22 protein-coding genes are annotated in these 23647 nt (G+C 62.0%); 21 read left to right on the top strand and 1 reads right to left on the bottom strand.

Translation table 11 applies throughout. The features are described 5' to 3' along the window. Positions 1 to 33: 33 nt before the first annotated feature. Positions 34 to 3315, bottom strand: coding sequence for an O-linked N-acetylglucosamine transferase, SPINDLY family protein (locus tag C7H85_RS06430; protein WP_106728894.1), 3282 nt, complete (start codon positions 3313 to 3315; stop codon positions 34 to 36). Positions 3316 to 3584: 269 nt separating this feature from the next. On the opposite strand from C7H85_RS06430, the gene C7H85_RS06425 reads away from it, so the two are divergent. The 21 genes from C7H85_RS06425 (at position 3585) to fliQ (ending at position 23587) form a co-directional block, all read left to right on the top strand. Then, positions 3585 to 5063, top strand: a complete 1479-nt coding sequence (locus C7H85_RS06425; protein WP_106728893.1) for a flagellin — start codon at positions 3585 to 3587, stop codon at positions 5061 to 5063. 124 nt (positions 5064 to 5187) lie between these two features. Beyond that, positions 5188 to 5565: a flagellar protein FlaG gene (locus C7H85_RS06420; protein ID WP_106728892.1), complete on the top strand. Its 378-nt coding sequence runs from the start codon at positions 5188 to 5190 to the stop codon at positions 5563 to 5565. Between the two features lie 11 nt (positions 5566 to 5576). Next, positions 5577 to 6971: a flagellar filament capping protein FliD gene (gene fliD / locus C7H85_RS06415; protein WP_106728891.1), complete on the top strand. Its 1395-nt coding sequence runs from the start codon at positions 5577 to 5579 to the stop codon at positions 6969 to 6971. Beyond that, positions 6968 to 7270: a hypothetical protein gene (locus C7H85_RS06410; protein ID WP_106728890.1), complete on the top strand. Its 303-nt coding sequence runs from the start codon at positions 6968 to 6970 to the stop codon at positions 7268 to 7270. Before fliD ends, C7H85_RS06410 begins: the two co-directional genes overlap by 4 nt. A 3-nt stretch (positions 7271 to 7273) precedes the next feature. Beyond that, a complete protein-coding gene (fliS, locus tag C7H85_RS06405; protein ID WP_106728889.1) occupies positions 7274 to 7675 on the top strand; it encodes a flagellar export chaperone FliS in 402 nt (133 codons plus the stop codon). Between the two features lie 339 nt (positions 7676 to 8014). After that, the gene (locus C7H85_RS06400; RefSeq protein WP_106728888.1) at positions 8015 to 9472 is read left to right on the top strand and encodes a sigma-54 dependent transcriptional regulator; all 1458 of its coding nucleotides are present in this window, start codon (positions 8015 to 8017) and stop codon (positions 9470 to 9472) included. Positions 9473 to 9539: 67 nt separating this feature from the next. Beyond that, positions 9540 to 10586 carry a sensor histidine kinase gene (locus tag C7H85_RS06395; RefSeq protein ID WP_106729382.1) on the top strand — a complete coding sequence of 349 codons (1047 nt, stop codon included), beginning with the start codon at positions 9540 to 9542 and terminating at the stop codon, positions 10584 to 10586. Then, on the top strand, positions 10583 to 11902 hold the full coding sequence (locus C7H85_RS06390; protein ID WP_106728887.1) for a sigma-54-dependent transcriptional regulator: 1320 nt from the start codon (positions 10583 to 10585) through the stop codon (positions 11900 to 11902). Before C7H85_RS06395 ends, C7H85_RS06390 begins: the two co-directional genes overlap by 4 nt. 92 nt (positions 11903 to 11994) lie before the next feature. Continuing rightward, the gene (fliE, locus tag C7H85_RS06385; RefSeq protein ID WP_106728886.1) at positions 11995 to 12309 is read left to right on the top strand and encodes a flagellar hook-basal body complex protein FliE; all 315 of its coding nucleotides are present in this window, start codon (positions 11995 to 11997) and stop codon (positions 12307 to 12309) included. An 11-nt stretch (positions 12310 to 12320) separates the two neighbouring features. Next, entirely contained in the window at positions 12321 to 14030 is a 1710-nt protein-coding gene (gene fliF, locus C7H85_RS06380) for a flagellar basal-body MS-ring/collar protein FliF (protein ID WP_106728885.1), read from the top strand. Then, positions 14023 to 15069: a flagellar motor switch protein FliG gene (fliG, locus tag C7H85_RS06375; RefSeq protein WP_106728884.1), complete on the top strand. Its 1047-nt coding sequence runs from the start codon at positions 14023 to 14025 to the stop codon at positions 15067 to 15069. The genes fliF and fliG overlap by 8 nt, the downstream gene beginning before the upstream one ends. Then, on the top strand, positions 15066 to 15875 hold the full coding sequence (gene fliH / locus C7H85_RS06370; protein ID WP_106728883.1) for a flagellar assembly protein FliH: 810 nt from the start codon (positions 15066 to 15068) through the stop codon (positions 15873 to 15875). Before fliG ends, fliH begins: the two co-directional genes overlap by 4 nt. Further along, entirely contained in the window at positions 15862 to 17196 is a 1335-nt protein-coding gene (gene fliI / locus C7H85_RS06365; protein ID WP_106728882.1) for a flagellar protein export ATPase FliI, read from the top strand. Before fliH ends, fliI begins: the two co-directional genes overlap by 14 nt. Continuing rightward, positions 17193 to 17630 carry a flagellar export protein FliJ gene (fliJ, locus tag C7H85_RS06360; protein ID WP_106728881.1) on the top strand — a complete coding sequence of 146 codons (438 nt, stop codon included), beginning with the start codon at positions 17193 to 17195 and terminating at the stop codon, positions 17628 to 17630. The genes fliI and fliJ overlap by 4 nt, the downstream gene beginning before the upstream one ends. Positions 17631 to 19363: 1733 nt before the next feature. Then, positions 19364 to 20236 (top strand): flagellar hook-length control protein FliK, encoded by an 873-nt coding sequence (locus C7H85_RS06350; RefSeq protein ID WP_146140428.1) that lies wholly within the window; start codon positions 19364 to 19366, stop codon positions 20234 to 20236. A gap of 43 nt (positions 20237 to 20279) precedes the next feature. Next, positions 20280 to 20756 (top strand): flagellar basal body-associated FliL family protein, encoded by a 477-nt coding sequence (locus C7H85_RS06345; protein ID WP_106728878.1) that lies wholly within the window; start codon positions 20280 to 20282, stop codon positions 20754 to 20756. 7 nt (positions 20757 to 20763) lie between these two features. Next, positions 20764 to 21825, top strand: coding sequence for a flagellar motor switch protein FliM (gene fliM, locus C7H85_RS06340; protein ID WP_106728877.1), 1062 nt, complete (start codon positions 20764 to 20766; stop codon positions 21823 to 21825). After that, positions 21819 to 22223, top strand: a complete 405-nt coding sequence (fliN, locus tag C7H85_RS06335; RefSeq protein ID WP_245879614.1) for a flagellar motor switch protein FliN — start codon at positions 21819 to 21821, stop codon at positions 22221 to 22223. The genes fliM and fliN overlap by 7 nt, the downstream gene beginning before the upstream one ends. Then, complete coding sequence (gene fliO / locus C7H85_RS06330; protein WP_245879589.1) at positions 22220 to 22582, top strand: flagellar biosynthetic protein FliO; 363 nt, start codon at positions 22220 to 22222, stop codon at positions 22580 to 22582. Before fliN ends, fliO begins: the two co-directional genes overlap by 4 nt. Before the next feature lie 43 nt (positions 22583 to 22625). Further along, positions 22626 to 23318 carry a flagellar type III secretion system pore protein FliP gene (gene fliP, locus C7H85_RS06325; protein ID WP_106729381.1) on the top strand — a complete coding sequence of 231 codons (693 nt, stop codon included), beginning with the start codon at positions 22626 to 22628 and terminating at the stop codon, positions 23316 to 23318. Beyond that, positions 23318 to 23587 (top strand): flagellar biosynthesis protein FliQ, encoded by a 270-nt coding sequence (gene fliQ, locus C7H85_RS06320; protein WP_106728874.1) that lies wholly within the window; start codon positions 23318 to 23320, stop codon positions 23585 to 23587. Before fliP ends, fliQ begins: the two co-directional genes overlap by 1 nt. The last annotated feature ends 60 nt before the right edge of the window (positions 23588 to 23647 follow it).

The raw sequence follows: 23647 nt of genomic DNA, 5'->3' as shown, positions 1-23647 counted from the left end.
AGGGGATCATTGCCGTCATCTCCCTGGGTGTTCCTACTGAGGGTTGGTTGAGTATTCCTTCCATACAAGATGAAGGCATTCTTCCTTAATGTTTTTCTTTATCTTAAATACGCCAGCACTTTCTACTCTTTCAATTTCATCTAAGAATTCAAGAGTTTTATGATATTGACTTCTGTTCCAGAAATCATGGATGAATATCTTTGTTGCGTAGGGTGAAGGGCTTGCTTTCAATGTATGCATTATCGAGGAAATGGTACAGGCAACACGGAACCGTCCGTCGACTAAAATAAGATCGAAATGATCTTTGTGGTTGAATATTGATCGGCTGTAGTGGGGGAATTTTTCTTCATCTTTGGAAGTAGGATATCCCCATTCGCCTGTAGGACCTATATCTACATGTTCAACCTTGAAATCGTCACCGAGATGCTCTTTGAGCTTATCCACCCAGTTCTTATCACTTTCCACGCCATAGACAGTCAGACCATGTTCTTTCGCAACGACAGAGGAACCCCCTGAACCAAACTCAAAGTATCTCTTACATCTTGATATATATTTTTGGAATAGCTCTCTTTCCTTAGGTGTCATGGCTGGCGCAGTAGGTAGATCGATGGCGTTTTGCTGCTTTTTTTCTTTTATTTTGTTATCAACCAAGTAGTTGTCTGCAAGATCTTTAGAAATGGAGTCAAGTGTCAAGTAACACAGATCACAGAAATTGAAGACACTATGTGACAAAAAAGCCAGCTTCATCTTCCTGTTCTCGTCCAGCTTGCCGAGCTCTTCGCTGTTTTTCAGGAAAATGGCATCAATATTCCTTATTTTTGAGGCAATGGTCTTGGTGGTGTTCAGTGGCAGCTCGGCACAGCTGATGCTGGTCTGGTTGGTAAAGCCATAAAACTCGTATCCCAAGTTGGCGAGGCATTGTTCTGCCTGCCCAAGGAGCAAGAGGGACTGATTATTGAAGGATAGTTTTACCTGAACAAACAAGGCGTTTTGCAGGGTGCTTTGACCGTGCTCCATGGCTTCCATCAGGCTGTTGTTGTCGTCGAATACCAGCCAGTCCAGGGGCTCGGGGGTTGAAATCTCATCCAGCTTTATGCTCTGAGCCGGGACTGTCGTCAGCACCTGTTCTGCTCGTGATGGATGAGGATGCAGAGTACCGGTTTGGTTAATATCGGCGGTAATAAAGAGGGTTTTGAGGGCACCGTCACCCAGCACAGTCATGGGAACATAATGAAAATCGCCGGTATGTTGCAATTGCTGTGCATTGGTGAGCCTGCCTGCGGGATCCAGGCAAATGGTGCTCAGGGCGCCTAGCTTGTGCAAGCCGGCGAAAGCCGGTGAACTGCACAGGCCGGCGCCGTTATCCAGAGTGACGATTTTACCGCTAAAACGGAAGTGGAAATCGTCGTCTTCTATCTCTATCGGCTCAGGCGGGAGCTGAAGTTGTACCGGCTCGGCTTCGTCTGAAAAACAGGCATTGCCTTCTTTATCCAGGCTGAGGGCGGCGGGTTCTTTGCCTTCGCAATGCCGTTGCCAGATGGCGCGCATGGCGTTGCTGAAATTGCGGGCGAAGCGCTGGGCATCGCAGACCGGGGATTCAAGCAAGGCACTCCTTAGATGAGTGCGGATATTGGCCAGGTTGTCCAGGTCACTGGCCAGGGCCAGGACGATATCGTGGTACTGATCCCAGTCTTCCGCCACCAGTTGCGGCATGCCGGCATTGGTCAGATGGGTGGCGGAATGGCGGCCGGCGAAGGTGGGGCCGGGCAGGGTGACCACAGGCACCCCCATATACATGGCCTCGCAGGTAGTCAGACCGCCGGAATAGGGCCAGGGATCGAGGGCGATATCTATCTTGTTGTAGGCTTTCAGCAAATCTTCGTGGTAGGAAGGGCCTTCAATAATAACGCGCTCCTCGCCAATACCCTGCTCCAACAGCAACGCCTTGGTATTGTTGGTCAGAGTTTCACTACTGAACTGAAAGCCCTTCAGGAACAAGCGGGAGTCGGGCAGGGAGTGCATAATCCTGGCCCATTGCTTTAACAGTACGGGGTTAAGCTTGGTCGGGTTGTTAAAGCAACCCAGGGTGATATAGCCATTGTACCTGGCGGGTGGCGCTTGAATGTCGGGAGTATAGATGGGCGAGTTGTAACAGATATAGTCATCCGGCATGCGAATGAGTTTCTCTGTATAAAATTCGTCTTCTCCCTCGGGTGTTTCAATCTTGTCGCTCAGCAAATAGTCCATGGTGCTGAGACCCGTGGTGTTGATCAGACCGCCGACCCATTTTACCAGAATCGGGGCGGGCTTCATGGCCATGGTACGCATGTAGCTACCGCTGTTGTGGCCGCAAAGGTCGAACAGAATGTCGATCTTATCCTCAACCAGCTGGCGAGCCAGCTCCTGCTCGTCCAGGTGCACCACCGTCATCCATTTCGTCGAAAGGTTTTTGATACGCTGGGTCACCGCATCTTCGGACAGGTTGGTACTGTACGCATAGATTTCTATTTCATGGGGAGGGATTTCCTCCAGGGCAGACGTAATCATTTGCCCCACGGGATGAGTGCGAAACCCATCCGAAATCATGCCGATACGCAGGGTCTTGTCTGCGTTCAACGCAGTTACCGAATGACCGATTTGGGCGGTGTTTTTTGCGTAGCGTGCTTCCCAATCCTTATAAAGTTTTAATATTTTTTCTTTCGGGTAGTGCGGAATATAATGGCAAAAGCTCAGATAGTTGTTATAGGCGATATCATTGTCGCCAGACAACTCAATGGCCGTCAGATAGTGGCGTTCGGCTTCCTCAAACAAGCCCAGGCCCTTGTAGATGTTGGCCAGATTGTTCCAGTTGAAATGGTGGGGGGTGCCGTTTTCGATGATATTTTCAAGAATGGCGGCCGCTTCATTGTATCGATGCAGACCGCCGAGAATCATGCTTTTGTGTTCAAGAGTCTGTTGGTGTTCAGGTTGTGCTTTTTCAGCCGCTTCAATGTGATGGAGCGCTACTCGATTATCGTTGGCGCTGTGGTATAGCTTGGCCAGTTCAAGGTTGGCTTCATGGTGGTCTGGGGCCAGCGTCAATATGTGCTGAAAGTCGCGAATCGCATGCGCTGTTTCACCCGTTTCTCGATGAATCTTGCCCTTGAGTAACAAGGCCGAGATGTGGCCAGGGGTTTCGGTTAATGCCTGTTGTAATAGATCCAGAGCTTGTTTCGGCTGTGATGAACGCAGCAGTTGCAGGGCCGTTTCCAAAATCAGGCGGGTTCGTTCTGCATCCTGGGTAGTTTGTTCTGTATCGTGTTTACTCTGCGTCATAAGGCAACCCCAAACTGTGATGATATGACTCGTTCCAAAGAGCAAGAGAGGATACAACCAGAAGCCGCTAATGGTCTAGCGTGAGCGAGCCGGGTAGGTTGGTTGTCAATGAGTCCTAAAGTTGGTTGGGGCGAGGCCGATATCCAAGGTAATCAGGGGCGTTGGCGGGTGGCGAAAAAATTTTCTAAAGTCGCTTTTTTCGCAGCCGATACCCTGAATAACACGACCTGACCGGCAGTGTGCCGGCAACCCTCAACGGAGAGTTTATTATGGCGATTACAGTTAATACCAACGTCACCGGCATGACCGCACAGCGCAACCTGAACCAGTCCAGCAATGCCCTGGCTACCTCCATGGAACGTCTGGCTACCGGTAGCCGCATCAACTCCGCCAAGGATGACGCCGCCGGTCTGCAGATCTCCAATCGCCTGAACTCCCAGGTCCGCGGCCTGGGCGTGGCGATGAAAAACGCCAGCGACGGTATCTCCATCGCGCAGACCGCCGAAGGTGCGATGAACGAATCCACCAACATTCTGCAGCGGATGCGTGACCTGGCCCTGCAATCCGCCAACGGCACCAACTCCGCCGACGATCGCAAGGCGATTCAGAAAGAAGTATCTGCCCTGCAAAGCGAGCTGACCCGTATCGCCGAAACCACTTCCTTCGGTGGCCAGAACCTGATCGACGGAACCTTCGGCAGCCGTACCCTGCAGGTGGGCGCCAACTCTAACGAAACCATCGACCTGAGCCTGAAGAGCGTGGCCGCCAATGCCATCGGCTCCCACCGGGTGACTCTGGCGGCAGCGACTACCGCCGCTGCCGGTCTGGGTGGTGGCATTGCCGCCGTCGCTGCCATCACCACTGCTACCACCAACGGTATCGCCGCTCACACCATTACCATCAACGGCTCGGAAACCGCCACCGTGGATGTTGCGGCCGGTGACTCGGCCAAGACCATCGCTGCCAACATCAACTCCGAAAGTGCCAACACCGGTGTGACCGCCGAAGCCCGCACCGAAGCCGTGATTTCCGGCCTGAGCGCTCAGGGCCAGATCAGCTTTGAGCTGAACGGCACTGCGGTATCCGCCAACGTGGCTGATCCCAACGATCTGTCCACCTTGGCCGATGCCATCAACGCCAAGTCTTCCGAGACCGGAGTCAAGGCAACCGTGGACGGCGGTGAGCTGACCATCGTCAACGACAGCGGTGAGAACATCAACATCGAGAACTTCACTGGCGCCAACGCCAACCTGCAGGGCAAGGATATCGATGGCAACGATGCCGGTGACGCTGTTACCCTGACTTCAGGCGGTACCGACAGCTCCATCGTAGCGGGTTCCATCCGTGTCAACTCCAATGAGTCGTTTGCACTGTCTGCAAACGCTGCAGCTGCGACCCTTGACTTAACCGCAACTGCCGAATTCTCTACCCTGAGCGCGGTTTCCGAGCTGGACTTCTCTACCCAGTCCGGTGCCCAGTCGGCGATTTCCGTTCTCGACGGCGCCATCGGCATGATCGACTCCCAGCGTTCCGACCTGGGTGCCATGCAGAACCGTCTGAACAGCACCATCAACAACCTGGCCAACACCCGCGAAAACGCCGCCGCCGGTATGAGCCGCATCAAGGACGTGGACTTCGCCCAGGAAACCGTCAACCTGACCAAGCAGCAGATACTGCAGCAGGCCGGTACCTCCATCCTGGCCCAGGCCAAGCAAATCCCCCAGGCGGCCCTGTCGCTGCTGGGTTAACCCTTGCCGGTTACCGGGGGCGTTCACGCCCCCGGTTTTTCCGTTGTTCAGCTTAGCAATGGCAATGTTAAGCTAAACAACGATATAGTGACCGCCGTCGTGCACCAGGCCGAAGGAAACCACCATGGATACACAATCGCTGACACAAAAACCGCTGTCGCTGGCCGGCGAGGCCGGGCAAAAGCAGGTGTTGACCGCCGTCCAGGCCAGGGGCACCGAAGCCACCCAGACCGCCCAGGCGGTACAGGCCGCCGACAAGGCGACGCCGCCCGAGCTGAGCCACGAGCAGCTGGAAGAAATGGCCGGCCAGATGGAGTCCTTTATCGGCAGTTTCAATCGCGGCCTCAAGTTCCGGGTAGACGAAGATTCGGGTCGCCAGGTGGTGACGGTGGTGGACAACAACAGCGGCGATGTGATTCGCCAGATCCCCTCCGAAGAGCTGCTCGAGGTGGTGACCCGGCTGGCCGAGGCCACCGGCGGGCTGATTGACGTCAAGGTATAGGAGTACACCGCATGGCTGATCTGAAACTCCCGGGGGTGGGCTCCGGTTTTCCCATCCAGAGCTTTGTGGACGCCACCGTCGCCGGCGAGCGGGCTCCCAAGGAAAAGATGTTCGCCACCCGGGTGACCGATATCAATGTGCAGCTGTCCGCCTATGGCTCCATGAAGAGTGCGCTGAGCGAGTTCAAGGAAGCCTTCAAGAAACTGGGTGATGAAGAAGCCTTTCAGAAGCGCTCCGCCAGCCTGAGTGAAAGCGGCTTTGTTACCGCCAGCGCCGACAAGAGCGCCGTGGCCGGCAGCTACAAGCTGGAGGTCAAAACCCTGGCCGAGGCCCACAAGCTGGGAGTGGACCAAAGCGTAGCCAGCGAGCAGAAGCTGGGGTCGGGCACCTTTGAATTTACCGTGGATGGCAATGCCTTCAGCGTGGCCATCGACCAAGACAAGAGTACCCTGGCGGAGATTGCCGAGACCATCAACAACGCCGAGGGCAATACCGGGGTGCGCGCCACCGTGATCAACGACGGACAGGGCAATTCTTCGCTGGTGATGTTTGCCGAAAAAACCGGCGAGCAAAACGCCATCAGCTATACGGTCACCGGCAATAACGACGGCGACGATGCCGCCCTGGGCCTGGGCGCCCTGGCCGGCTTTACCGAAATCCAGGCCGCCCAGGATGCCACCCTGGTGATCGACAACACCACCACCATCACCAGCTCGACCAACGAAATAAAGGATGCCATCCAGGGGGTGACCCTCAACCTGAAAAAGCTGAACGACGTAGAAAAGCCCAGCACCACGCTGAGCATCGGCTACGACAAGGCGACGGTGGAAAAAAATCTCAAGGGCTTTGTCGACGCCTTCAACAAGGTGATGGGCACGGTTAACCAGCTGACTGCCTACAATCCCGAGACGGAGCAGGCCGCCCCGCTCAATGGCGACGGCACCGCCCGCAACCTGACTTCCCAGATCCGCCGCATGCTGAGCGAGCCGGTCGATGGCGCCGTGTCGCCCATCAAGAGCCTGACCGACCTGGGTATTACCTCCAAAAAAGATGGCACCATCGAGCTGGACGACGAACTGCTGAAGAAGCAGGTGGATGAGAATTTCGAGAAGATTGGCCTGCTGTTTTCTTCGGATCAGGGCGTGGCCAAGAAGCTGGACGATATGCTGGAAAGCTTTGTCGGCACGGAAGGCATACTCACCAAGAAAGACAGCTCCCTTAATGAGCAGATGAAAAAAATAGACAAGGAGCGGGCCGACTTCGAGATCTATATGGAGCAGTACGAAGAGCGGATCTACAAGCAGTTTTCCAGTATGGATATCATGGTGGCCCAGCTCAACCAGCAGCTGACGTCGGTGATATCCGCCTTCGAAAATATGCCCGATTTCGGCAGTAGCAAGCAATGACGCCGCTGGATGAGCTGAGCGAGCTGGACACACGGCTGCTGGCGGCGCTGCAGCAGCCGGACTCGCTCGAACCTGGCTGGCTGGATCAGCAGCTGGCCCGCCGGGCCGCCTTGCTGGCTCGGGTGATTGAGCAGGCGCAGGTCAGCGCCGAACAGGCCAGTGAACTGGTGGCCCGTTCCCGCCGGGTCAAGGAGGCTGCCGAGCAGACTCGGCAATGGTTTGCCGACAGGCTGGCCAGGATGCAGAAGGGCCGTCGTTCGGTCAAGGCCTATCAAAATATCAAACGCAATCAGGAGTAAGACATGCGCGGTTCCCTCAAAGCTTACAAGTCGGTAGCGCTGGACAGCCAGAAAACCGTGGCCAGCCCCTACAAGGTGGTACAAATGCTGCTGGCCGGCGTGCTGGAGCGGCTCGCCAAGGCCCGGGTGGCCATGGAGCAGCAGGATACGGCCCGGCGCGGCGAATTGCTGGGTGCGACCATGATGATAGTGGCCGAGCTGCGCATGGCGCTGGATCATGAGGAGGGCGGCGAGATCGCAGCCAACCTCGACAATCTCTATGAATTCATTATGAATGAGCTGGTGCTTGCCAACAGCGAAAACAGCGTGGAGCGGCTGGAAGCCATCAGCGGGCTCATCCGCGGCATCAAGGAAAGCTGGGATGCCATCCCCATCGGACAGCAGGATCTGCCTGTCGAAGCCTGAATCTCAGCCATGGCTCCCCGAGGGGAGCCAAATTCCCGACTTCTCCACCCTCCCGCCTGGTTACTAAATCGCCACTCGGTTACTGTGACGTCGTTGTCATTTGATCCTGCTCAAGCTTTCCTCTAAAACTACTCCCCGAGGGTCGAGTTCTGACGCTGGCTGTGTCAGAATTCCGGCAGTCATGACGCAATGCGACAATTTTTTGCGTTCTGGTTTGTCAACAAGACCTCGACCAATAACAAAAAAGAAAGCACGGGGCAGGCCATCAGGTGACGCGACAGGACCGGCCGCCCATTCAAGACTTACTACACTCGCGAAGTTTAAGGATGTCTTCACCCCATGGGTTCTTTCGGTAAAATATTGATTATTGACGGCGATCTTGAACGTCGTGGCAAGCTGGAAGCCATTCTTTCCTTTATGCAGGTGGACTGGGTCAGCCACGACGAAGCCGCCGCCCTGAGCGCATTGGCCGACGCCGCCGGTTTCACCGTGCTGCTCGGGCAGAGTCGGACCACGCTGGGGGAGCTGCTCCACCAGTATCCCCGCCATGTTTTTATCACCCTGGCGGCCAGCGCCGATCCCAGCCCCAATTTTATCGGCTGCCTGCGGCAGATGACCTATCACGAGCTGACCCGGTTGCTGTCGCAGGCGCAGCGCTGGTGCCCGCCGCCGGTGGCGGAACAGCAGGAGTGGCGTCTGCATCAGTTGCTGGTGGGTGAATGCCCGGCGATGCTCGAAGTCAAGTCACTGATCCGGCAGGTGGCCGACAAGCAGGCCAATGTGCTGCTGCTGGGGGAGTCGGGGACCGGCAAGGAAGTGATCGCCCGCGCCATCCATATGCTGTCGCTGCAGTCCGAGGGGCCCTTCGTGCCCATCAACTGTGGCGCCATTCCGGCGGAGCTGCTCGAGAGCGAACTGTTCGGCCACGAGAAAGGGGCCTTCACCGGCGCCGTCTCTTCCCGCAAGGGGCGCTTCGAGCTGGCCGCGGGCGGTACCCTGTTTCTGGATGAAATCGGCGACATGCCGCTGCCGATGCAGGTCAAGCTGCTGCGGGTACTGCAGGAGCGTACCTTCGAACGGGTAGGGGGCACCCGGCCCATCACCGCCAACGTGCGGATCATCGCCGCCACCCACCGCGATCTGGAAAAGATGATCCTTGAACGGCGTTTCCGGGAGGATCTCTATTACCGGCTCAACGTCTTTCCCATCGTGGCGCCACCGTTGCGGGAACGTTGCCGGGATATCCCGCTGCTGTTGCATGAGCTGATCAACCGTCACCGCCAGGTGCACGACGCCGAACTGGCGTTCTCGGCGCCGGCGGTGTCCGCATTGAAGGAATACGCCTGGCCGGGCAACGTGCGGGAGCTGTCCAACCTGGTTGAACGGATGTTTATCCTGTGTCCGGGGCGCGAGGTGGGCGTCGACGATCTGCCCGCCCGCTATCGCCCGGAGAGCGAGGCAGGATCCCGGACCTTCGACGAAATGGATGAACAGGCGGCGCTGTCGTCTATTTTCCGGCAGCCGGAGCGGGACGAGTTCGAGGAAGAAAACGAGGTTTTCTTCGATTTCGGCGCCGACGATGCAGATGGCCATCCCGACGGGGATTTCTACTTGCCGCCGCTGACGGCGGAAGGCATCAACCTCAAGGAAATGCTGGCCAACATCGAGATCGACATGATTGGCCGCGCCCTGGAAGCCAGCGACGGGGTGGTCGCCAGGGCCGCCGAGCAACTGGGCATGCGCCGTACCACCTTGGTGGAGAAAATGAAAAAGTACGGTATCGGCAGAGAATATTGATTAGGGATGTGCTGACTGTCCAAAACATCTATCACTAATGTGGCACTATTTTTGAATGGTGCCGGTGATGATATCCGTAAACCTTATGAGCCCCATGCCCGATACCCGCTGGCAGACGCTGCTGGATGCCGATCATCTCGAACAGATTATCCAGGCCATGCCCGGTGGCCTGCTGTGGGTGGACGGCCACGGCACCGTCAGCCGAGCCAATACGGCCGCCCTGTCGCTGCTGGGCGAGCCCCTGCTCGGCATCTCTTGGGTCGAGGTCATCGCCCGGGCTTTCGCGCCCCGGCCCGATGACGGTTTTCAGGTGTCGCTGCGCAACGGGCGCCGGGTGCAGCTGGCCATCTCCCACCTCGAAGGCCAGCCGGGTCAGTTAATCCAACTGACCGACATGACGCCGACCCGCACCTGGGCGGAGCAGCAGGGCCATGCCCAGCGCCTGGCCGCCCTGGGGCGCATGGCGGCCACCCTGGCCCACCAAATTCGTACTCCCCTGTCCGCCGCCATGCTCTACGGCGCCAACCTGGCCAGCCCGGCATTGAATTCCGCCCAGCGGAGCCAGTTTCAGCAGCGGCTGATGGACCGGCTGACGGACATCGAGCGTCAAATAAGCGATATCCTGCTGTTCGCCCGGCAGGACACCTCACCGCTGGCCGACGAACTGGAGGTGGGCGAGCTGCTGGCACAGACCCGGGAGGCGGCCGCGCCACTGCTGGCGGCGCGGGGGGTGGCCTTGTCCTGCGCCGACGACTGCCGGGCCAGGATCCTCGGCAACCGCAACAGCATCAAAAGCATACTGCTGAATTTGCTGGAAAATGCGGCACAGGCCGACGCCCGCCGCATCCATATCGACACCGAGCTGGAGCAGGAGCAACTGCTCATCCGGATCCGGGACGACGGCAAGGGCATGGACGAGACGTTGACCGCCAACATCTTCACGCCCTTTTTCACCACCCGCAGCCAGGGCACCGGGCTCGGGCTGGCGGCGGTGGCGTCGGTGCTCAAGGCCCACCAGGGCTCCGTTTCCGTCAGCTCGCAGCCGGGCCAGGGCAGTTGCTTCAGCCTGCGCCTGCCGCTGCTGACCAGGCATCATCAGGGAGCAACATCATGAGTGGCGATATTCTGATCGTAGAGGATGATCTCGGCCTTCAGCAGGCATTGCAGGATACCCTGCTGCTGTCGGGGTATCGGTGCGAGTGCGTGCCCAGCGCCGAGGCGGCGATCAGCCTACTGCAGCGGCAGGCGGTGCAGATGGTGATCACCGATGTACAGATGGCCGGCATGGACGGCCTCGGTCTGCTGCACTGGATCGGCGGCCGGTTTCCCGGCCTGCCGGTGCTGGTGATGACCGCCCACGCCCAGGTGGCGGGGGCGGTGAGCGCGATGCGTGCCGGTGCCGTGGACTATCTGGCCAAGCCCTTTACCCCCGACGCCCTGCTTGGGTTGGTGGCCCGTTATCTCCGGCCGCCGCGGGAAGACGACGGCGATCCCGTGGTCGGCGACGAAAAGAGCATCCGGCTGCTGCAACTGGCGGGCCGGGTGGCCCGCTCCGCCGCCAGCGTGATGATCACCGGCCCCAGCGGTACCGGCAAGGAAGTGCTGGCCCGGTTTATTCACCGCCGTTCGGCCCGGGCGGAGGGGCCTTTCGTGGCCATCAACTGCGCCGCCATCCCCGACAACATGCTCGAAGCCACCCTGTTCGGTTATGAGAAGGGCGCCTTCACCGGGGCGGTGCAGGCCTGCCCGGGTAAGTTCGAGCAGGCCCATGGCGGTACCCTGTTGCTCGATGAAATCACCGAGATGGATTTGAACCTGCAGGCCAAGCTGCTACGGGTATTGCAGGAGCGGGAGGTCGAGCGGCTGGGCGGGCGCAAGATCATCAGCCTGGATGTGCGAGTGCTGGCCACCAGCAACCGGGATCTGCGCCAGGCGGTGACCGAGGGGCGTTTTCGCGAAGACCTGTATTACCGGCTGAACGTCTTCCCGCTGAGCTGGCCGGCCCTGGCGGAGCGGCCCGGCGACATACTGCCGCTGGCGGAATACCTGCTGCAGCGACAGGCTCGTCTACTCGGGCGCAACGGCGTGACCCTGGGCGAGGATGCCAGGGCCTGCCTGCAGGCATGGCACTGGCCCGGTAACGTGCGCGAGCTGGACAACGTAATACAGCGGGCGCTGATTTTGTCGGTGGCCGGCACCCTGGGAGCCGGCGACATCCTGCTGGACGGGGCGGCCGCCCCGGCTCCGGTGGTGCCGGATGACGGCCTGGGTAAGGAACTGGAGAGTCAGGAGCACCAGATTATCCTGCAGGCGCTGCAGGCCTGTGCCGGCAGCCGGCGGGAGGTGGCGGAAAAGCTCGGCATCAGCCCGCGTACCCTGCGTTACAAGCTGGCCCGCATGCGCGAGGCGGGGATCCGTGTGCCCATGTAGACCCCCATCCGCTTATGCTTTTGATTTAAATATGAACTGGCCCGTGCTTTGCATTATGATCGCCGGGTGAATCACTGACAGGGACCATCGAGATGGACATTAAAGCCACCGCATTGCTGAACGAGATGCAGTCGTTGAAGGGCGAAGCGCAACAGCTGGCGCCGGTGAATGCCCCCGGCCCGCACCAGGACTTTGCCGCCCTGCTGACCCGGGCGGTCGACAACGTCAACGGCCTGCAGCAAAGCACCGACGGCCTGCGTACCCGCTTCGAGCTGGGGGACGAGTCGGTCAGCCTGGAGCAGGTGATGATCGCCGCCCAGAAGTCCGGCCTGGCCTTCGATGCCACCGTGCAGGTGCGCAACAAGGTGGTGGAAGCCTACAAAACCATTATGAACATGCCGGTATGAGGGGCTGACGGGTGGCTGATAATCAGTTGGTGGATGCCGACAGGAACGTGCTGGCCGCGAACGAGGCGGCGACACTGGAAGCGGAAGAGCGGAAAAGCACGCCTTTTGCCTTGCTGGGTAACGCCGACGTATTGCGCCAGGTCATCATCGTACTGGCGCTGGCTATCTGCCTGGCGATAGCGGTGTTCATCCTGCTGTGGGGCAAGGAGCCGGAAATGCGTCCCCTGGGGGTGTACAGCAACCAGGAGCTTATCGAAACCCTGGATTACCTGGACGGCCAGAAAATCCAGTACAAGATCGACGGCAATACCGTGCTGGTGCGGGCCGATCAGTTTGCGGATATCCAGCTTGGACTGACCCGGTCAGGGCTGGTGCAGGAGCTGCCCCAGGGGGATGCCATTCTGCTGGCCGATCCCGGCTTCGGCATCAGCCAGCGGCTGGAGCGGGAACGGCTCAACCTGAGCCGGGAGCGCCAGCTGGCGCGGGTGATCGAGCAGTACAACAGCGTGGCCCAGGCCCAGGTGCTGCTGGCTATTCCCCGAGAAAACGTGTTCGTGCGCGACCGGCGCCAGCCCAGTGCCACCGTGGTGCTCAACCTGCGCCGCGGCAGCGCCCTGCGCCAGGAGGAAGTGGACGCCATCGTCGATACGGTGGCGTCCGCGGTACCGGATCTGACCCCGGGCCGGGTCACCGTGACCGATCAGAACGGTCGCTTGCTCAACTCCGGCTCCCAGGATCCCATGTCGGCCCGTACCCGTCGTGAATTCGAATTGCAGCAGAAGCAGGAAGCCGACTACCGCCAGAAAATCGACGCCATCCTGAGTCCGGTGCTGGGCCTGGACAACTACACGGCGGAGGTGGACATCCGCCTCGATTTCACCCGCCAGGAGCAGACCGTCAAGTCCTTCAATCCCGACCTGCCCGCAGTCCGTTCCGAAATGGTGATGGAAGACAACACTTCGGGCATGGGGGCGCTGGGCATTCCCGGCGCCCTGACCAACCAGCCGCCGATGGAGTCGGAGATCCCGGAGCAGGCCGAAGGGCTGGCCCAGGAGAACAATCGCAACGAGCGCTCCCGCCGGGAGGCGACGCGGAACTTCGAGCTGGACACCACCATCAGCCACACCGAGAGCGCCATCGGCGATATCCGGCGGCTGACGGTGTCCGTGGCGGTGGACTACAAGGCGGTGAACAATGCGGACGGCAGCATGGAGCGGGTGCCGCTCAGCCAGGAGGAGCTGTCCCGCATCGATCGGCTGCTGCGCGGCGGCCTCGGCTTCGACGTCAGCCGGGGAGACGCCATCGAGGTGGTCTCGGTGCCCTTCAACCGGCCGGATCTGGCCGCAGTGGCCGATATACCCTTCTATGAACAGCCCTGGTTCTGGCACCTGATGCGCATTCTCGGGGCGGTGGTGGTGTTGATAGTACTGCTGCTGACCCTGGTGCGGCCGATGGTGAAGCGCCTGCTCAATACCGATGACAGGTTGCCCGAAGAGCTGGATCTGGATGGCCAGAATGCCCTGGCCGGTAACGATCAGCTCACCCTGCTGGCCCAGCAGGCGGAGCAGGAGGATTCGCTGTTTGGCATGCGCGATGGCCGCCTGCAGTTGCCGAATCTGCGCAAGGACGAAGATATTCTGGCCGCGGTACGGGCCCTGGTGGCCAATGAGCCGGATCTGGCCGCACAGGTCGTGAAAGACTGGGTGAAGAGTGATGAGTGATAGCCAAGATCTCATGATCAGCGACGAGCAGCGCCAGCTGCTCGCCAAGATGTCCGGCACCGAGAAGGCGGCGCTGCTGATGCTGAGCCTGCGGGAAGAGGACGCGGCCCAGATCTTCCGCCACCTGGATCCCAAGCAGGTGCAGCGACTGGGGATGAAGATGGCGGCGGTGGGCGATTTCGGCCCCGACCGGGTCGGTGCCGTACACCGGCTGTTTATCGAGGATATTCAGCGCTTTACCAATATCGGCGTGGGCAGCCACGACTTTGTGCGCAATGCCCTGGTCGCCGCCCTGGGGGAAGACAAGGCCGGTCGCCTGGTCAACCAGATAGTGGCGGGGGCGGGCTCGCGGGGGCTGGATTCGCTCAAATGGATGGATGCCCGCCAGGTGGCCAGCATCATTCATAACGAACATCCGCAAATCCAGACCATAGTGCTGTCCTACCTGGATCCCGAGCAGGCGGCGGAGATCCTGCAGCAGTTTTCCGAGCCGGTACGGCTGGATTTGGTCATGCGCATCGCCGAGCTGGAGGAAGTCCAGCCCGCGGCCCTGCAGGAACTGAACGACATCATGGAGAAACAGTTCGCCGGCCAGAGCGGTGCCAAGGCGGCGAAGATGGGCGGACTGAAGGCAGCGGCCAACATCATGAATTACCTGGACACCTCCATCGAAGGGATACTGATGGACGCCATCCGCGACCAGGATGAAGAGATGAGCATGAAGATCCAGGATCTGATGTTCGTGTTTGAAAACCTGATCGATGTGGACGACAGAGGCATCCAGCTGCTGCTGCGCGAGGTGACCGGAGAGCTGTTGCAGCGGGCGCTCAAGGGCGCGGACGATCAACTGAAAGAGAAGTTCTTCAACAATATGTCCAAGCGGGCCGCCGAAATGCTGCAGGAAGATCTGGAGGCCATGGGGCCGGTCCGAGTCAGTGATGTGGAAGTGGCGCAGAAGGAGATCCTCGCGGTGGCCCGTCGCCTGGCCGACTCCGGCGAGCTGATGCTGGCCAAGGGCGCGGGTGATGACTACGTATGAGTCGTGATCGCGCCTACCGTTTGGACAAAGAGCCAGGAGCAACGGAAACCGGGCGGGAAGTGGAACACTGGTCCTGGCCCGATATGTCCCTGCCGCCCCCCCGGCCGAGGGGCACGGCGCTGCGCATCAAGGCCGAGCCCGAACCCATCTACCCGGCTCCCGAGCCGGAGGAAGAGCCTGCGCCGCTCACCGCCGAGGCGCTGGACGCCATCCGCCAGGCCGCCTTCGAAGAAGGCTTCGGGGAGGGCAGGCAGCAGGGTTTCGAGCAGGGACGGGAGGAAGGACGGCTCCAGGGGCTGCAGGAAGGGCACGAGGCCGGCTTGCAGCAGGGGCTGGATCAGGGCCTGGCCGATGGCCAGGCCCTGATCCGGGAGCAGACCGAACAGTGGCAACACTTGCTCGAGCAACTGGCCCGGCCGCTGGCCGGGGTGGACCAGGTGGTGGAGCAGAGCCTGGTCACCCTGGCGGTCGAGCTGGCGCGCAACCTGCTGAAAACCGAGGCCGCTACCTCTGCCCAGTTGCTGCTGGCCACCCTGCACGAGGCGGTCGGGGCCCTGCCGGGGCATGGCGGCGGCGTCACGCTCTACCTGAACCCCGAGGATCTCGCCCTGATCGAGCAGCATTTCGACGAGGCCAGCCGCCGCCAGCGTGGCTGGGAGCTGGTGGCCGAGCCCAGCTTCGGCCGCGGGGATCTGCGCCTGAAAACCGCGATGTCCGAACTCGATGTCGGCCTGGCACGGCGTATCGACGAGCTGATGGCCAACTTTATCAAGGCCAACTGGGAGCGCTTCCATGACGCTCGGTGAGCGGCTCGGGGCCTATCAGACCCGGGGGCTGCTGCCGGCCATGGCCGCCAGCGGCAAGCTGACCCGGGTGGTGGGCCTGACCCTGGAGGCGGTGGGCTGTACCGCCGCCGTCGGCAGCCAGTGCAAGATACAGACCCTGTTCGGGGAAATGGACGCAGAAGTCGTCGGTTTTGCCGACGACAAGCTGTATTTGATGCCGGCCGAGTCGCTCAAGGGGGTCATTCCCGGGGCCCGGGTGACCCCGGTCGGCCAGGGCGCCGGGGTGCCGGTCGGCATGGCCCTGCTCGGCCGGGTGATCGACGGCGTGGGCCAGCCGCTGGACGGCCTGGGGCCCATTGCCACCCGGGACTCCGCCGATTTCACCGCCCCGCGGCTCAATCCCATGGCGCGCAAACCGATCGTCGCCCCCATGGACGTGGGGGTCCGGGCCATCAATTCGGTGCTGACCGTGGGTCAGGGCCAGCGGATGGGCCTGTTCGCCGGCTCCGGCGTCGGTAAGAGCGTGCTGCTCGGTATGATGACCCGGGGAGCCGAGGCCGATGTGGTGGTGGTGGGGCTTATCGGTGAACGGGGCCGGGAAGTGAAGGAATTTATCGAGGTGATCCTGGGGGAGGAGGGGCGCGCCCGCGCCGTGGTGGTGGCGGCCCCGGCCGATGCCTCGCCGCTGATGCGGCTCAAGGGCTGCGAAACCGCCCTGACCCTGGCGGAGTACTTCCGGGAGCAGGGGCTCAATGTGCTGCTGCTGATGGACTCGCTTACCCGCTACGCCCAGGCCCAGCGCGAAATCGCCCTGGCGGTGGGGGAGCCGCCCGCCAGCAAGGGCTACCCGCCGTCGGTATTCGCCAAGTTGCCGGCGCTGGTGGAGCGGGCCGGCAACGGCGCCGAGGGGCAGGGCAGCATCACCGCCTTTTTCACCGTGCTGACCGAAGGGGACGACCTGCAGGATCCCATCGCCGACTCGGCCCGGGCCATCCTCGACGGCCATATCGTGCTGTCGCGGCAGTTGGCCGACAGCGGCCACTACCCGGCCATCGACATCGAGAAATCGATCAGCCGGGTGATGACGGCGGTCACCAGCGAGGCGCACCAGCGCCAGGCCCGGGCGTTGAAACAGGCCTATGCCCTCTATCAGCAGAACCACGATCTGATCAACCTGGGGGCCTATCAGTCCGGCGCCGACCCCCGGCTGGATCTGGCCATCAATATCCGGCCCCGCCTGGAGCGCTTCCTGACCCAGGGCATGAAGGAGGTGATCGGCCTGCCCGCCTGCCTGCATGAGCTGGAAGTCATCAGCAGGCCGTTGCTGAGGGCGGCCGGGTGAGCAAGGCCCTGCACCTGCTGCTGGAGCAGCTCGACGGGCAGGAGCGCAAGGCAGCGGCCGAACTGGGGGCGGCCCAGCTGCAGCTGCGGCAGCTGGAGCTGCAGCAGCAGACCCTGAGCCAGTACCAGCGTCATTACAGCCAGGAATTCCAGAACCGCGGGCAAGGCGGGCTGAGCGCCCATCAGTTCGGCCATTTCCAGGGCTTTATCGACAAGCTGGAGCTGGCCCAGCGGCAGCAGCAGCAGGGGCTGCAACAGGCCCGGGAACAGTTGGAGCAGAGCCGCAAGGCCTGGCTGGCGCTCAGGGCGCGCAAGGACGCCATTGCCAAGCTGCTGGAGCGGGAGCGGGACCGGCAGCGGCTGGAGGCGGCCCGGCAGGAGCAGAAAATGCTCGATAACCTGGCCATCTATCGTTTTCACAAAAAAAACATTTAATGGTTGGCGCGTAACTTGCATTTGTTTGTAGCGGATAAGGAATTGAGCGGCGTGACGGCGCTATAGATGAAGGTGTTATCATGACGATAAGTATGACTCCCCTGCTCCGGGGGGCGGGCAAGCCGGGCCATGAGCCGATGGCCGGCGCCGCGCCGGGCACTCCCCGTTTTGCCGAGCTGCTGAGCCGGCAGGCCGAGTCGGATACTGCCACTCCCGGGCAGCCGGCACCGGCCACTCCCGGGCAGCCGGCACCGGCCACTCCCGGGCAGCCGGCACCGGCCACTCCCGGGCAGCCGGCACCGGCCACTCCCGGGCAGCCGGCACCGGCCACTTCCGGGCAGCCGACAGCCGGTGTGCCGGTTGAACCCCGGGACGATACATCATCCGCGTCCGGCGAGGCCGGCGACCATGCGCTATCGTCCGGGCCTGCCGATAAGCCGGAGCCTGCGCTCGACGACAGCCGCCCGGCCGACAAGGAGCCAGCGGCTGCGGCCCCGCCGCGTGCCGAGGCCGGGCCGGAGTCGGCGCAAGCCGCCGAATCCCCGGTCGTTGCGCCCGCCCTGCCGGTGGTGCTGTCCGAGGCGACGCCTGCCGAGGCGGAGCCCGAGCATGGCAGGATCGCAGCCGCCGACATGTCCAGGACGGACAGGGACACGGTCTTCCCTCGGGCGGCGGCGGACGTCGCCGTGGAACCAGGCAAAAACTTGCCGGTACCCGCCGCCCGGGACGAACCCGGGACAAGGCTGGATGCTGCCGGGAAGGGAGCATCCGATACCGATCTGGCCGTATCCATCGGCGCCGGCAAGGCGTCCGAGACGTCCTCCGAAACCGGCGACAACAGGAGCGGACGGTCGCCGGAGGGGCAAGCCCCGGCCGCGTCGGGCCGTCAGAGCGAGGCCCCCCGGCTTGCCGATCCGGAAGCTCATGAGGGGGCCGGCAAGGCACCAGAGGCCGGTTTACTGGGCGACAGGCCCGTTTCCGCTGATACGACTGGCCGGAACCCGGTCGTTGTCGCCGGCCCTCAGGCTCCACCCCCGCAGGCCCGGTCCGGTCTTCGTGAAGAAGAAAAAACCGCACCGTTGCCACCCGCCAACAGGGCCGACGCCGAGATCCCGGCCAAGGAGCCTAATGCCACCGAGGCCGATGGCGAAGGATGGACAGATAAGACGGAGATCCGCGGTAAAAGTGCCGGTATTCGAATTAGCGAGTCCGGCCTCCTGGTAATGGAAACTGATGCCGGGGGGCGGAAGGACGATACCGGCACTCGCGCTAACGGGGCCGACATTCGGATTGATGCTCCCGGTTTCCGGGTAACCGACGAGCGGGGCAGTACCCTGGGGGAGCGGGGGAAAGGCGATGAACCGCGGGTAAAAGAGGTCGAACATCGGGCAACGGGGATGGCTCCGAGAGTGTCAGGCGGTGAAACCGGCTTTCAATTAAAAGGCGAAAGTGATGAATCGGCAGCCGCCGCGCCACTATCGGTCTCGGTCGTATCGGGCGATGACTCGACGGCACCGGGTACGAAAGCCGCCGAGGCGGTGGTATCCAGCGTTCAGCCCGGCGGGGCCAAAACGCCGACGCATGGCCTGAGCGGGGCGAGTGAACCGGGAATTGAACTACCAGCTGAGCCGAAACCGCTCTCTGCACCACCTGCCGGGGGGAGCGACGGCCGCCGAGGTGTCGCACCTGTCCTGCCGGTGGGGGAAACGCCCGTCGATGCACCGGTCCTGCCGGTGGGGGAAACGCCCGTCGATGCGCCGGTCCGGTGGTTCCGGGAAGGCCGGGTGCAGGGACTGGAGCGGGATGCGCCGCCGGCCACCGTCGCCAGGGCCACCGCGACCCCGGAATGGCTGGCGCAAATCGAACATGGCCTGCGCTGGCAGCAAAGCACCGAGGGGGCGGGTGGCAAGCCGTTGCCGCCCGCCGTCGAGCCGGAAGGCGCCTCGGGCGAGATGGCGGAGGTGCCGGCCGAGCCGGACGCCAGTACCGGCAAGCCGGTCGCGGAAGCGCTGCTCTCCGGGCATAACCCTGCCCCGAGCCAGGGACAGGGCGGCGGCCCGCTGGTGCCGGAACCGGCGGCGTCGGCGGTGGCCCCGAGCCGGGACGGCGTTCAGGGCGCCCCCCCTCAGCCGGAACGGCCGGTGATGCTGGAACGGGCGCTGACCCTGCAGGGCGGCCCCGAGCACGGCGCCAGGCAACTGGCCCAGCAGGTACAGGTGATGGTCAGCCAGAACCTGCAGGAGGCCGACATCCGGCTCAACCCTTCCGAGCTGGGCGGGGTCAGGATCCAGCTGAAGATGGAGCAGGGCGAGGTCAACATCCAGTTCCTGGCCAGCCAGCCCCAGGCCCGTGAGCTGCTGGATCAGGCGCTGCCCCGGCTGCGCGACATGCTGGTCCAGCAGGGCATCACCCTGGGGCAGGGCCAGGTCGGCGGTTTTACCGGCCAGCAGGGGGCCCCGCAACAGGGAGCGGCGCAGCAGCAGGGCTCCCCGGGCCATGGCCAGCACGCCCGTCAGGGCGGCGAGGCGAATAACCCGGAGTGGACCGAAGGTGAGCCCGCCGGGCCACGTCGTCCGGCGACGGGGACTATCGATTTTTTCGCATGACACTAGTTGCTAGACTGTCTGCTTTGGATGTTAAGGATGCGAGATGGCCAATGATCTGATCATGCCCAGGGTGGCGTGGTACAAGCGTAAATGGATCTGGGTACTGCTGTTCCTGGTGCTGGCCGGTGGTGCCGGCGGCGCTGCCTGGTGGTGGCTGCAGCCGGAGGAAGCCCCCTTGTCCGAGCAGGAGGTGCAGGACAACAAGGCGCTCTACGTGGGCATGTCGCGCCCCTTTATTTTCAGTGTGCCGGGTGGGGTAAGAGACCGGCTGGTACAGATAGAGGTGCAGCTGCTGGTCCGGGGCACCGCCGATGAAGGCAAGGCCAAGCAGCACCTGCCGTTGCTGGAAAGCACGCTGCTGACGGTGTTCAGCCGGCAGACCGCCGACAATTACCTGACCGCGGATGGCAAGGACGCCGTGCGCCAGGAGGCGCTGGACGAACTCAATCACGTCATGGTGGAAGTGCTGGAGCAGCGACTGATTGAGAAAGTGCTGTTTACCGGCATCGTAATGCAATAGGTGAATCGTGAGCGATCTGTTATCCCAGGATGAAATCGACGCCCTGCTGCACGGGGTCGACGAGGTAAAAGAGGACGAGACATCGAAGGGGGGGGACGGGGTCTCCTCCTTCGATTTTTCGTCCCAGGACCGTATCGTGCGTGGGCGCATGCCCACCCTCGAGATGGTCAACGAGCGGTTCGCCCGCCATATGCGCATCAGCCTGTTCAACATGATGCGGCGCACCGCCGAGGTGTCGATCAACGGCGTGCAGATGCTGAAGTTCGGCGAATACGTCCACTCGCTGTTCCTGCCCACCAGTCTCAACATGGTCCGCTTTCGTCCGCTCAAGGGCATCGGCCTGGTGACCATGGAGGCCCGGCTGGTGTTTATTCTGGTGGACAACTTCTTCGGCGGGGACGGCCGTCACGCCAAGATCGAAGGGCGGGAGTTCACCCCCACCGAACGGCGGGTGATCCAGCTGTTGCTCAAGCTGGTGTTCGAGGACTACAAGGAAGCCTGGGCGCCGGTGATGGACGTGGAGTTCGAATACCTCGACTCCGAGGTCAACCCGACCATGGCCAACATCGTCAGCCCCACCGAGGTGGTGGTGGTCAGCTCCTTCCATATCGAGCTGGACGGCGGCGGCGGCGATTTCCACGTGACCCTGCCCTACGGCATGCTGGAGCCGATCCGCGAGCTGCTCGACGCCGGGGTACAGAGCGACAAGGGCGAAAACGACCTGCGCTGGGGCAAGGCGCTGCGCGACGAGATCCTCGATGTGGGGGTGGACATGTCGGTGAAGCTGCTGGAAAAAGAGCTGACCCTGCGCACCATCATGGAGATGCAGGCCGGCGATATCATACCGGTGCAGATGCCCGAGCACTTGCTGGTGTCGGTCGAGGATCTGCCGACCTTCCGGGCCCAGCTCGGGCGTTCCGGCGAGAAGATGGCGGTCCGGATCACCGAAAAACTGAAACGGCCCGAATCGGTCAAAACCGAATTGCACGAGGTCACCCGCCGGGGCGTCCGCATTGACGGCGAGGCCGAGCTGGAAGAACTGGAGAGAACCATTGAGGATGCATCATGAGTGATGAAGAGCAGAACGAGCTGGATGATGTGTGGGCCGAAGCCATGGCCGAGCAGGAAACCGACGAGTCGGCGGTAAAGCGGCCCGAGCTGGACGATTTCGGCAACGACGGCACGGCGCCGCTGACGGTGGAAGAGCGGCGCAAGCTGGACACCATACTGGACATTCCGGTCACCATTTCGATGGAGGTGGGGCGCAGCCAGATCAGTATCCGCAACCTGCTGCAGCTCAACCAGGGCTCGGTGGTCGAGCTGGATCGCCTGGCCGGGGAACCGCTGGACGTGATGGTGAACGGCACCCTGATCGCCCACGGGGAAGTGGTGGTGGTCAACGACAAGTTCGGTATTCGCCTGACCGACGTGATCAGCCAGACCGAACGCATCAAAAAGCTGAAATGACGATGCGTCCGTTCGTGTTGCTGCTGTGGCCGGCGCCCCTGCTGGCCCAGGGGCCGGAGATCCGCTGGGACTCCTGGGCGCTGTCGTCGCTGCTGGTGATCGGGCTGATCCTGGTGCTCGGCTGGCTGCTGCGCAAGCTGCGCCTGCCCGGGGCCCTGGGCGGCAGCCGCCAGCTGCGGATCGTGGCCAGCCTGGCGCTGGGGCATCGGGAACGCCTGCTGGTGGTGCAGGTCGGCGAGGAGCAGTGGCTGTTGGGGGTGAGCGCCCAGCAGATCGCCAGCCTGGGCAAGCTGGACAAGCCGCTGGCACCGGAGCAGGCCGGCGGCTTGTTGAGGGGGCGCTCCCATGAGCAGGGTTAGCGGCTGGCTGGCGCTGGCGCTGCCGTTGCTGGCGCTGCCGGTCATGGGCCAGGAGGGCATGTCGGCGGTGACGGTGACCACCAATCCCGACGGCAGCCAGGAATACAGCCTGACCCTGCAGGTACTGGCCCTGATGACGGCGCTGTCGTTTTTGCCGGCCATCGTGATCATGATGACCTCCTTTACCCGCATCATCGTGGTGCTGTCGATCCTGCGCCAGGCCCTGGGGCTGCAGCAGAGCCCGTCCAACCAGGTGCTGATCGGCATCAGCCTGTTCCTGTCCTTTTTCATCATGTCGCCGGTGCTGGACCGGGTGAACGCGCAAGCCTTGCAGCCCTACCTGGCCGAAGACATCGGCTCGCGCGAGGCGCTGGCCCGCGCGGAGCTGCCGGTGCGTGACTTCATGCTGGCGCAGACCCGGGTCAAGGATCTGGATACCTTCCTCACCATCGCCGGTATCGAGGTGAACGGCGAGGCGGAGGTGCCGCTGCGGGTGCTGATCCCGGCCTTCGTCACCAGCGAGCTGAAAACCGCCTTCCAGATAGGCTTCATGCTGTTCCTGCCCTTCCTGGTGATCGATCTGGTGGTGGCCAGCATCCTGATGGCGATGGGCATGATGATGCTGTCGCCCATGCTGATCTCGCTGCCGTTCAAGCTGATGCTGTTCGTGCTGGTCGACGGCTGGAACCTGATCATGGGCACCCTGGCCAACAGCTTCGGCCTGGGGGCGGGATAATGAGCCCGGAAACCTTCGTCGACATCTTCCGCAGCGCCCTCTGGCTGGTGACCCTGCTGGTATCGGCGGTGATCCTGCCGAGCCTGGCCATCGGCCTTATCGTCTCCATCTTCCAGGCGGCGACCTCGATCAACGAGCAGACCCTGAGCTTCCTGCCCCGCCTGCTGGTCACCCTGGGGGCGCTGGCGGTGGGGGCGCACTGGGGCTTCGAGATGCTGATGGACTTCTTTTACGAGCTGATCTATCAGATCCCGCAGGTGATCGGGTGAAAACAAGCTTGAAGGGTGAAGGGTGAGGGGTGAGGGGATTAAGGTGGTCATCTCCGCGAG

The organism is Zobellella endophytica (assembly GCF_003012775.1).
In the GTDB taxonomy this organism is placed as follows: domain Bacteria; phylum Pseudomonadota; class Gammaproteobacteria; order Enterobacterales; family Aeromonadaceae; genus Oceanimonas; species Oceanimonas endophytica.
Note: the sequence above shows the minus strand (reverse complement) of the source record. Positions and strands in the feature narration are given on the sequence as shown.

What these genes read in the sequence shown, in the direction of transcription:
- fliE (WP_106728886.1), top strand. Translation starts at nt 11,995, where the DNA reads ATGGACATTAAAGCCACCGCATTGCTGAACGAGATGCAGTCGTTGAAG.
- C7H85_RS06425 (WP_106728893.1), top strand. Translation starts at nt 3,585, where the DNA reads ATGGCGATTACAGTTAATACCAACGTCACCGGCATGACCGCACAGCGC.
- fliQ (WP_106728874.1), top strand. Translation starts at nt 23,318, where the DNA reads ATGAGCCCGGAAACCTTCGTCGACATCTTCCGCAGCGCCCTCTGGCTG.
- C7H85_RS06345 (WP_106728878.1), top strand. Translation starts at nt 20,280, where the DNA reads ATGGCCAATGATCTGATCATGCCCAGGGTGGCGTGGTACAAGCGTAAA.
- fliG (WP_106728884.1), top strand. Translation starts at nt 14,023, where the DNA reads ATGAGTGATAGCCAAGATCTCATGATCAGCGACGAGCAGCGCCAGCTG.
- fliH (WP_106728883.1), top strand. Translation starts at nt 15,066, where the DNA reads ATGAGTCGTGATCGCGCCTACCGTTTGGACAAAGAGCCAGGAGCAACG.
- C7H85_RS06395 (WP_106729382.1), top strand. Translation starts at nt 9,540, where the DNA reads ATGATATCCGTAAACCTTATGAGCCCCATGCCCGATACCCGCTGGCAG.
- fliD (WP_106728891.1), top strand. Translation starts at nt 5,577, where the DNA reads ATGGCTGATCTGAAACTCCCGGGGGTGGGCTCCGGTTTTCCCATCCAG.
- fliO (WP_245879589.1), top strand. Translation starts at nt 22,220, where the DNA reads ATGACGATGCGTCCGTTCGTGTTGCTGCTGTGGCCGGCGCCCCTGCTG.
- C7H85_RS06420 (WP_106728892.1), top strand. Translation starts at nt 5,188, where the DNA reads ATGGATACACAATCGCTGACACAAAAACCGCTGTCGCTGGCCGGCGAG.
- fliS (WP_106728889.1), top strand. Translation starts at nt 7,274, where the DNA reads ATGCGCGGTTCCCTCAAAGCTTACAAGTCGGTAGCGCTGGACAGCCAG.
- C7H85_RS06410 (WP_106728890.1), top strand. Translation starts at nt 6,968, where the DNA reads ATGACGCCGCTGGATGAGCTGAGCGAGCTGGACACACGGCTGCTGGCG.
- fliP (WP_106729381.1), top strand. Translation starts at nt 22,626, where the DNA reads ATGGGCCAGGAGGGCATGTCGGCGGTGACGGTGACCACCAATCCCGAC.
- fliI (WP_106728882.1), top strand. Translation starts at nt 15,862, where the DNA reads ATGACGCTCGGTGAGCGGCTCGGGGCCTATCAGACCCGGGGGCTGCTG.
- C7H85_RS06430 (WP_106728894.1), bottom strand. Translation starts at nt 3,315, where the DNA reads ATGACGCAGAGTAAACACGATACAGAACAAACTACCCAGGATGCAGAA.
- C7H85_RS06390 (WP_106728887.1), top strand. Translation starts at nt 10,583, where the DNA reads ATGAGTGGCGATATTCTGATCGTAGAGGATGATCTCGGCCTTCAGCAG.
- C7H85_RS06400 (WP_106728888.1), top strand. Translation starts at nt 8,015, where the DNA reads ATGGGTTCTTTCGGTAAAATATTGATTATTGACGGCGATCTTGAACGT.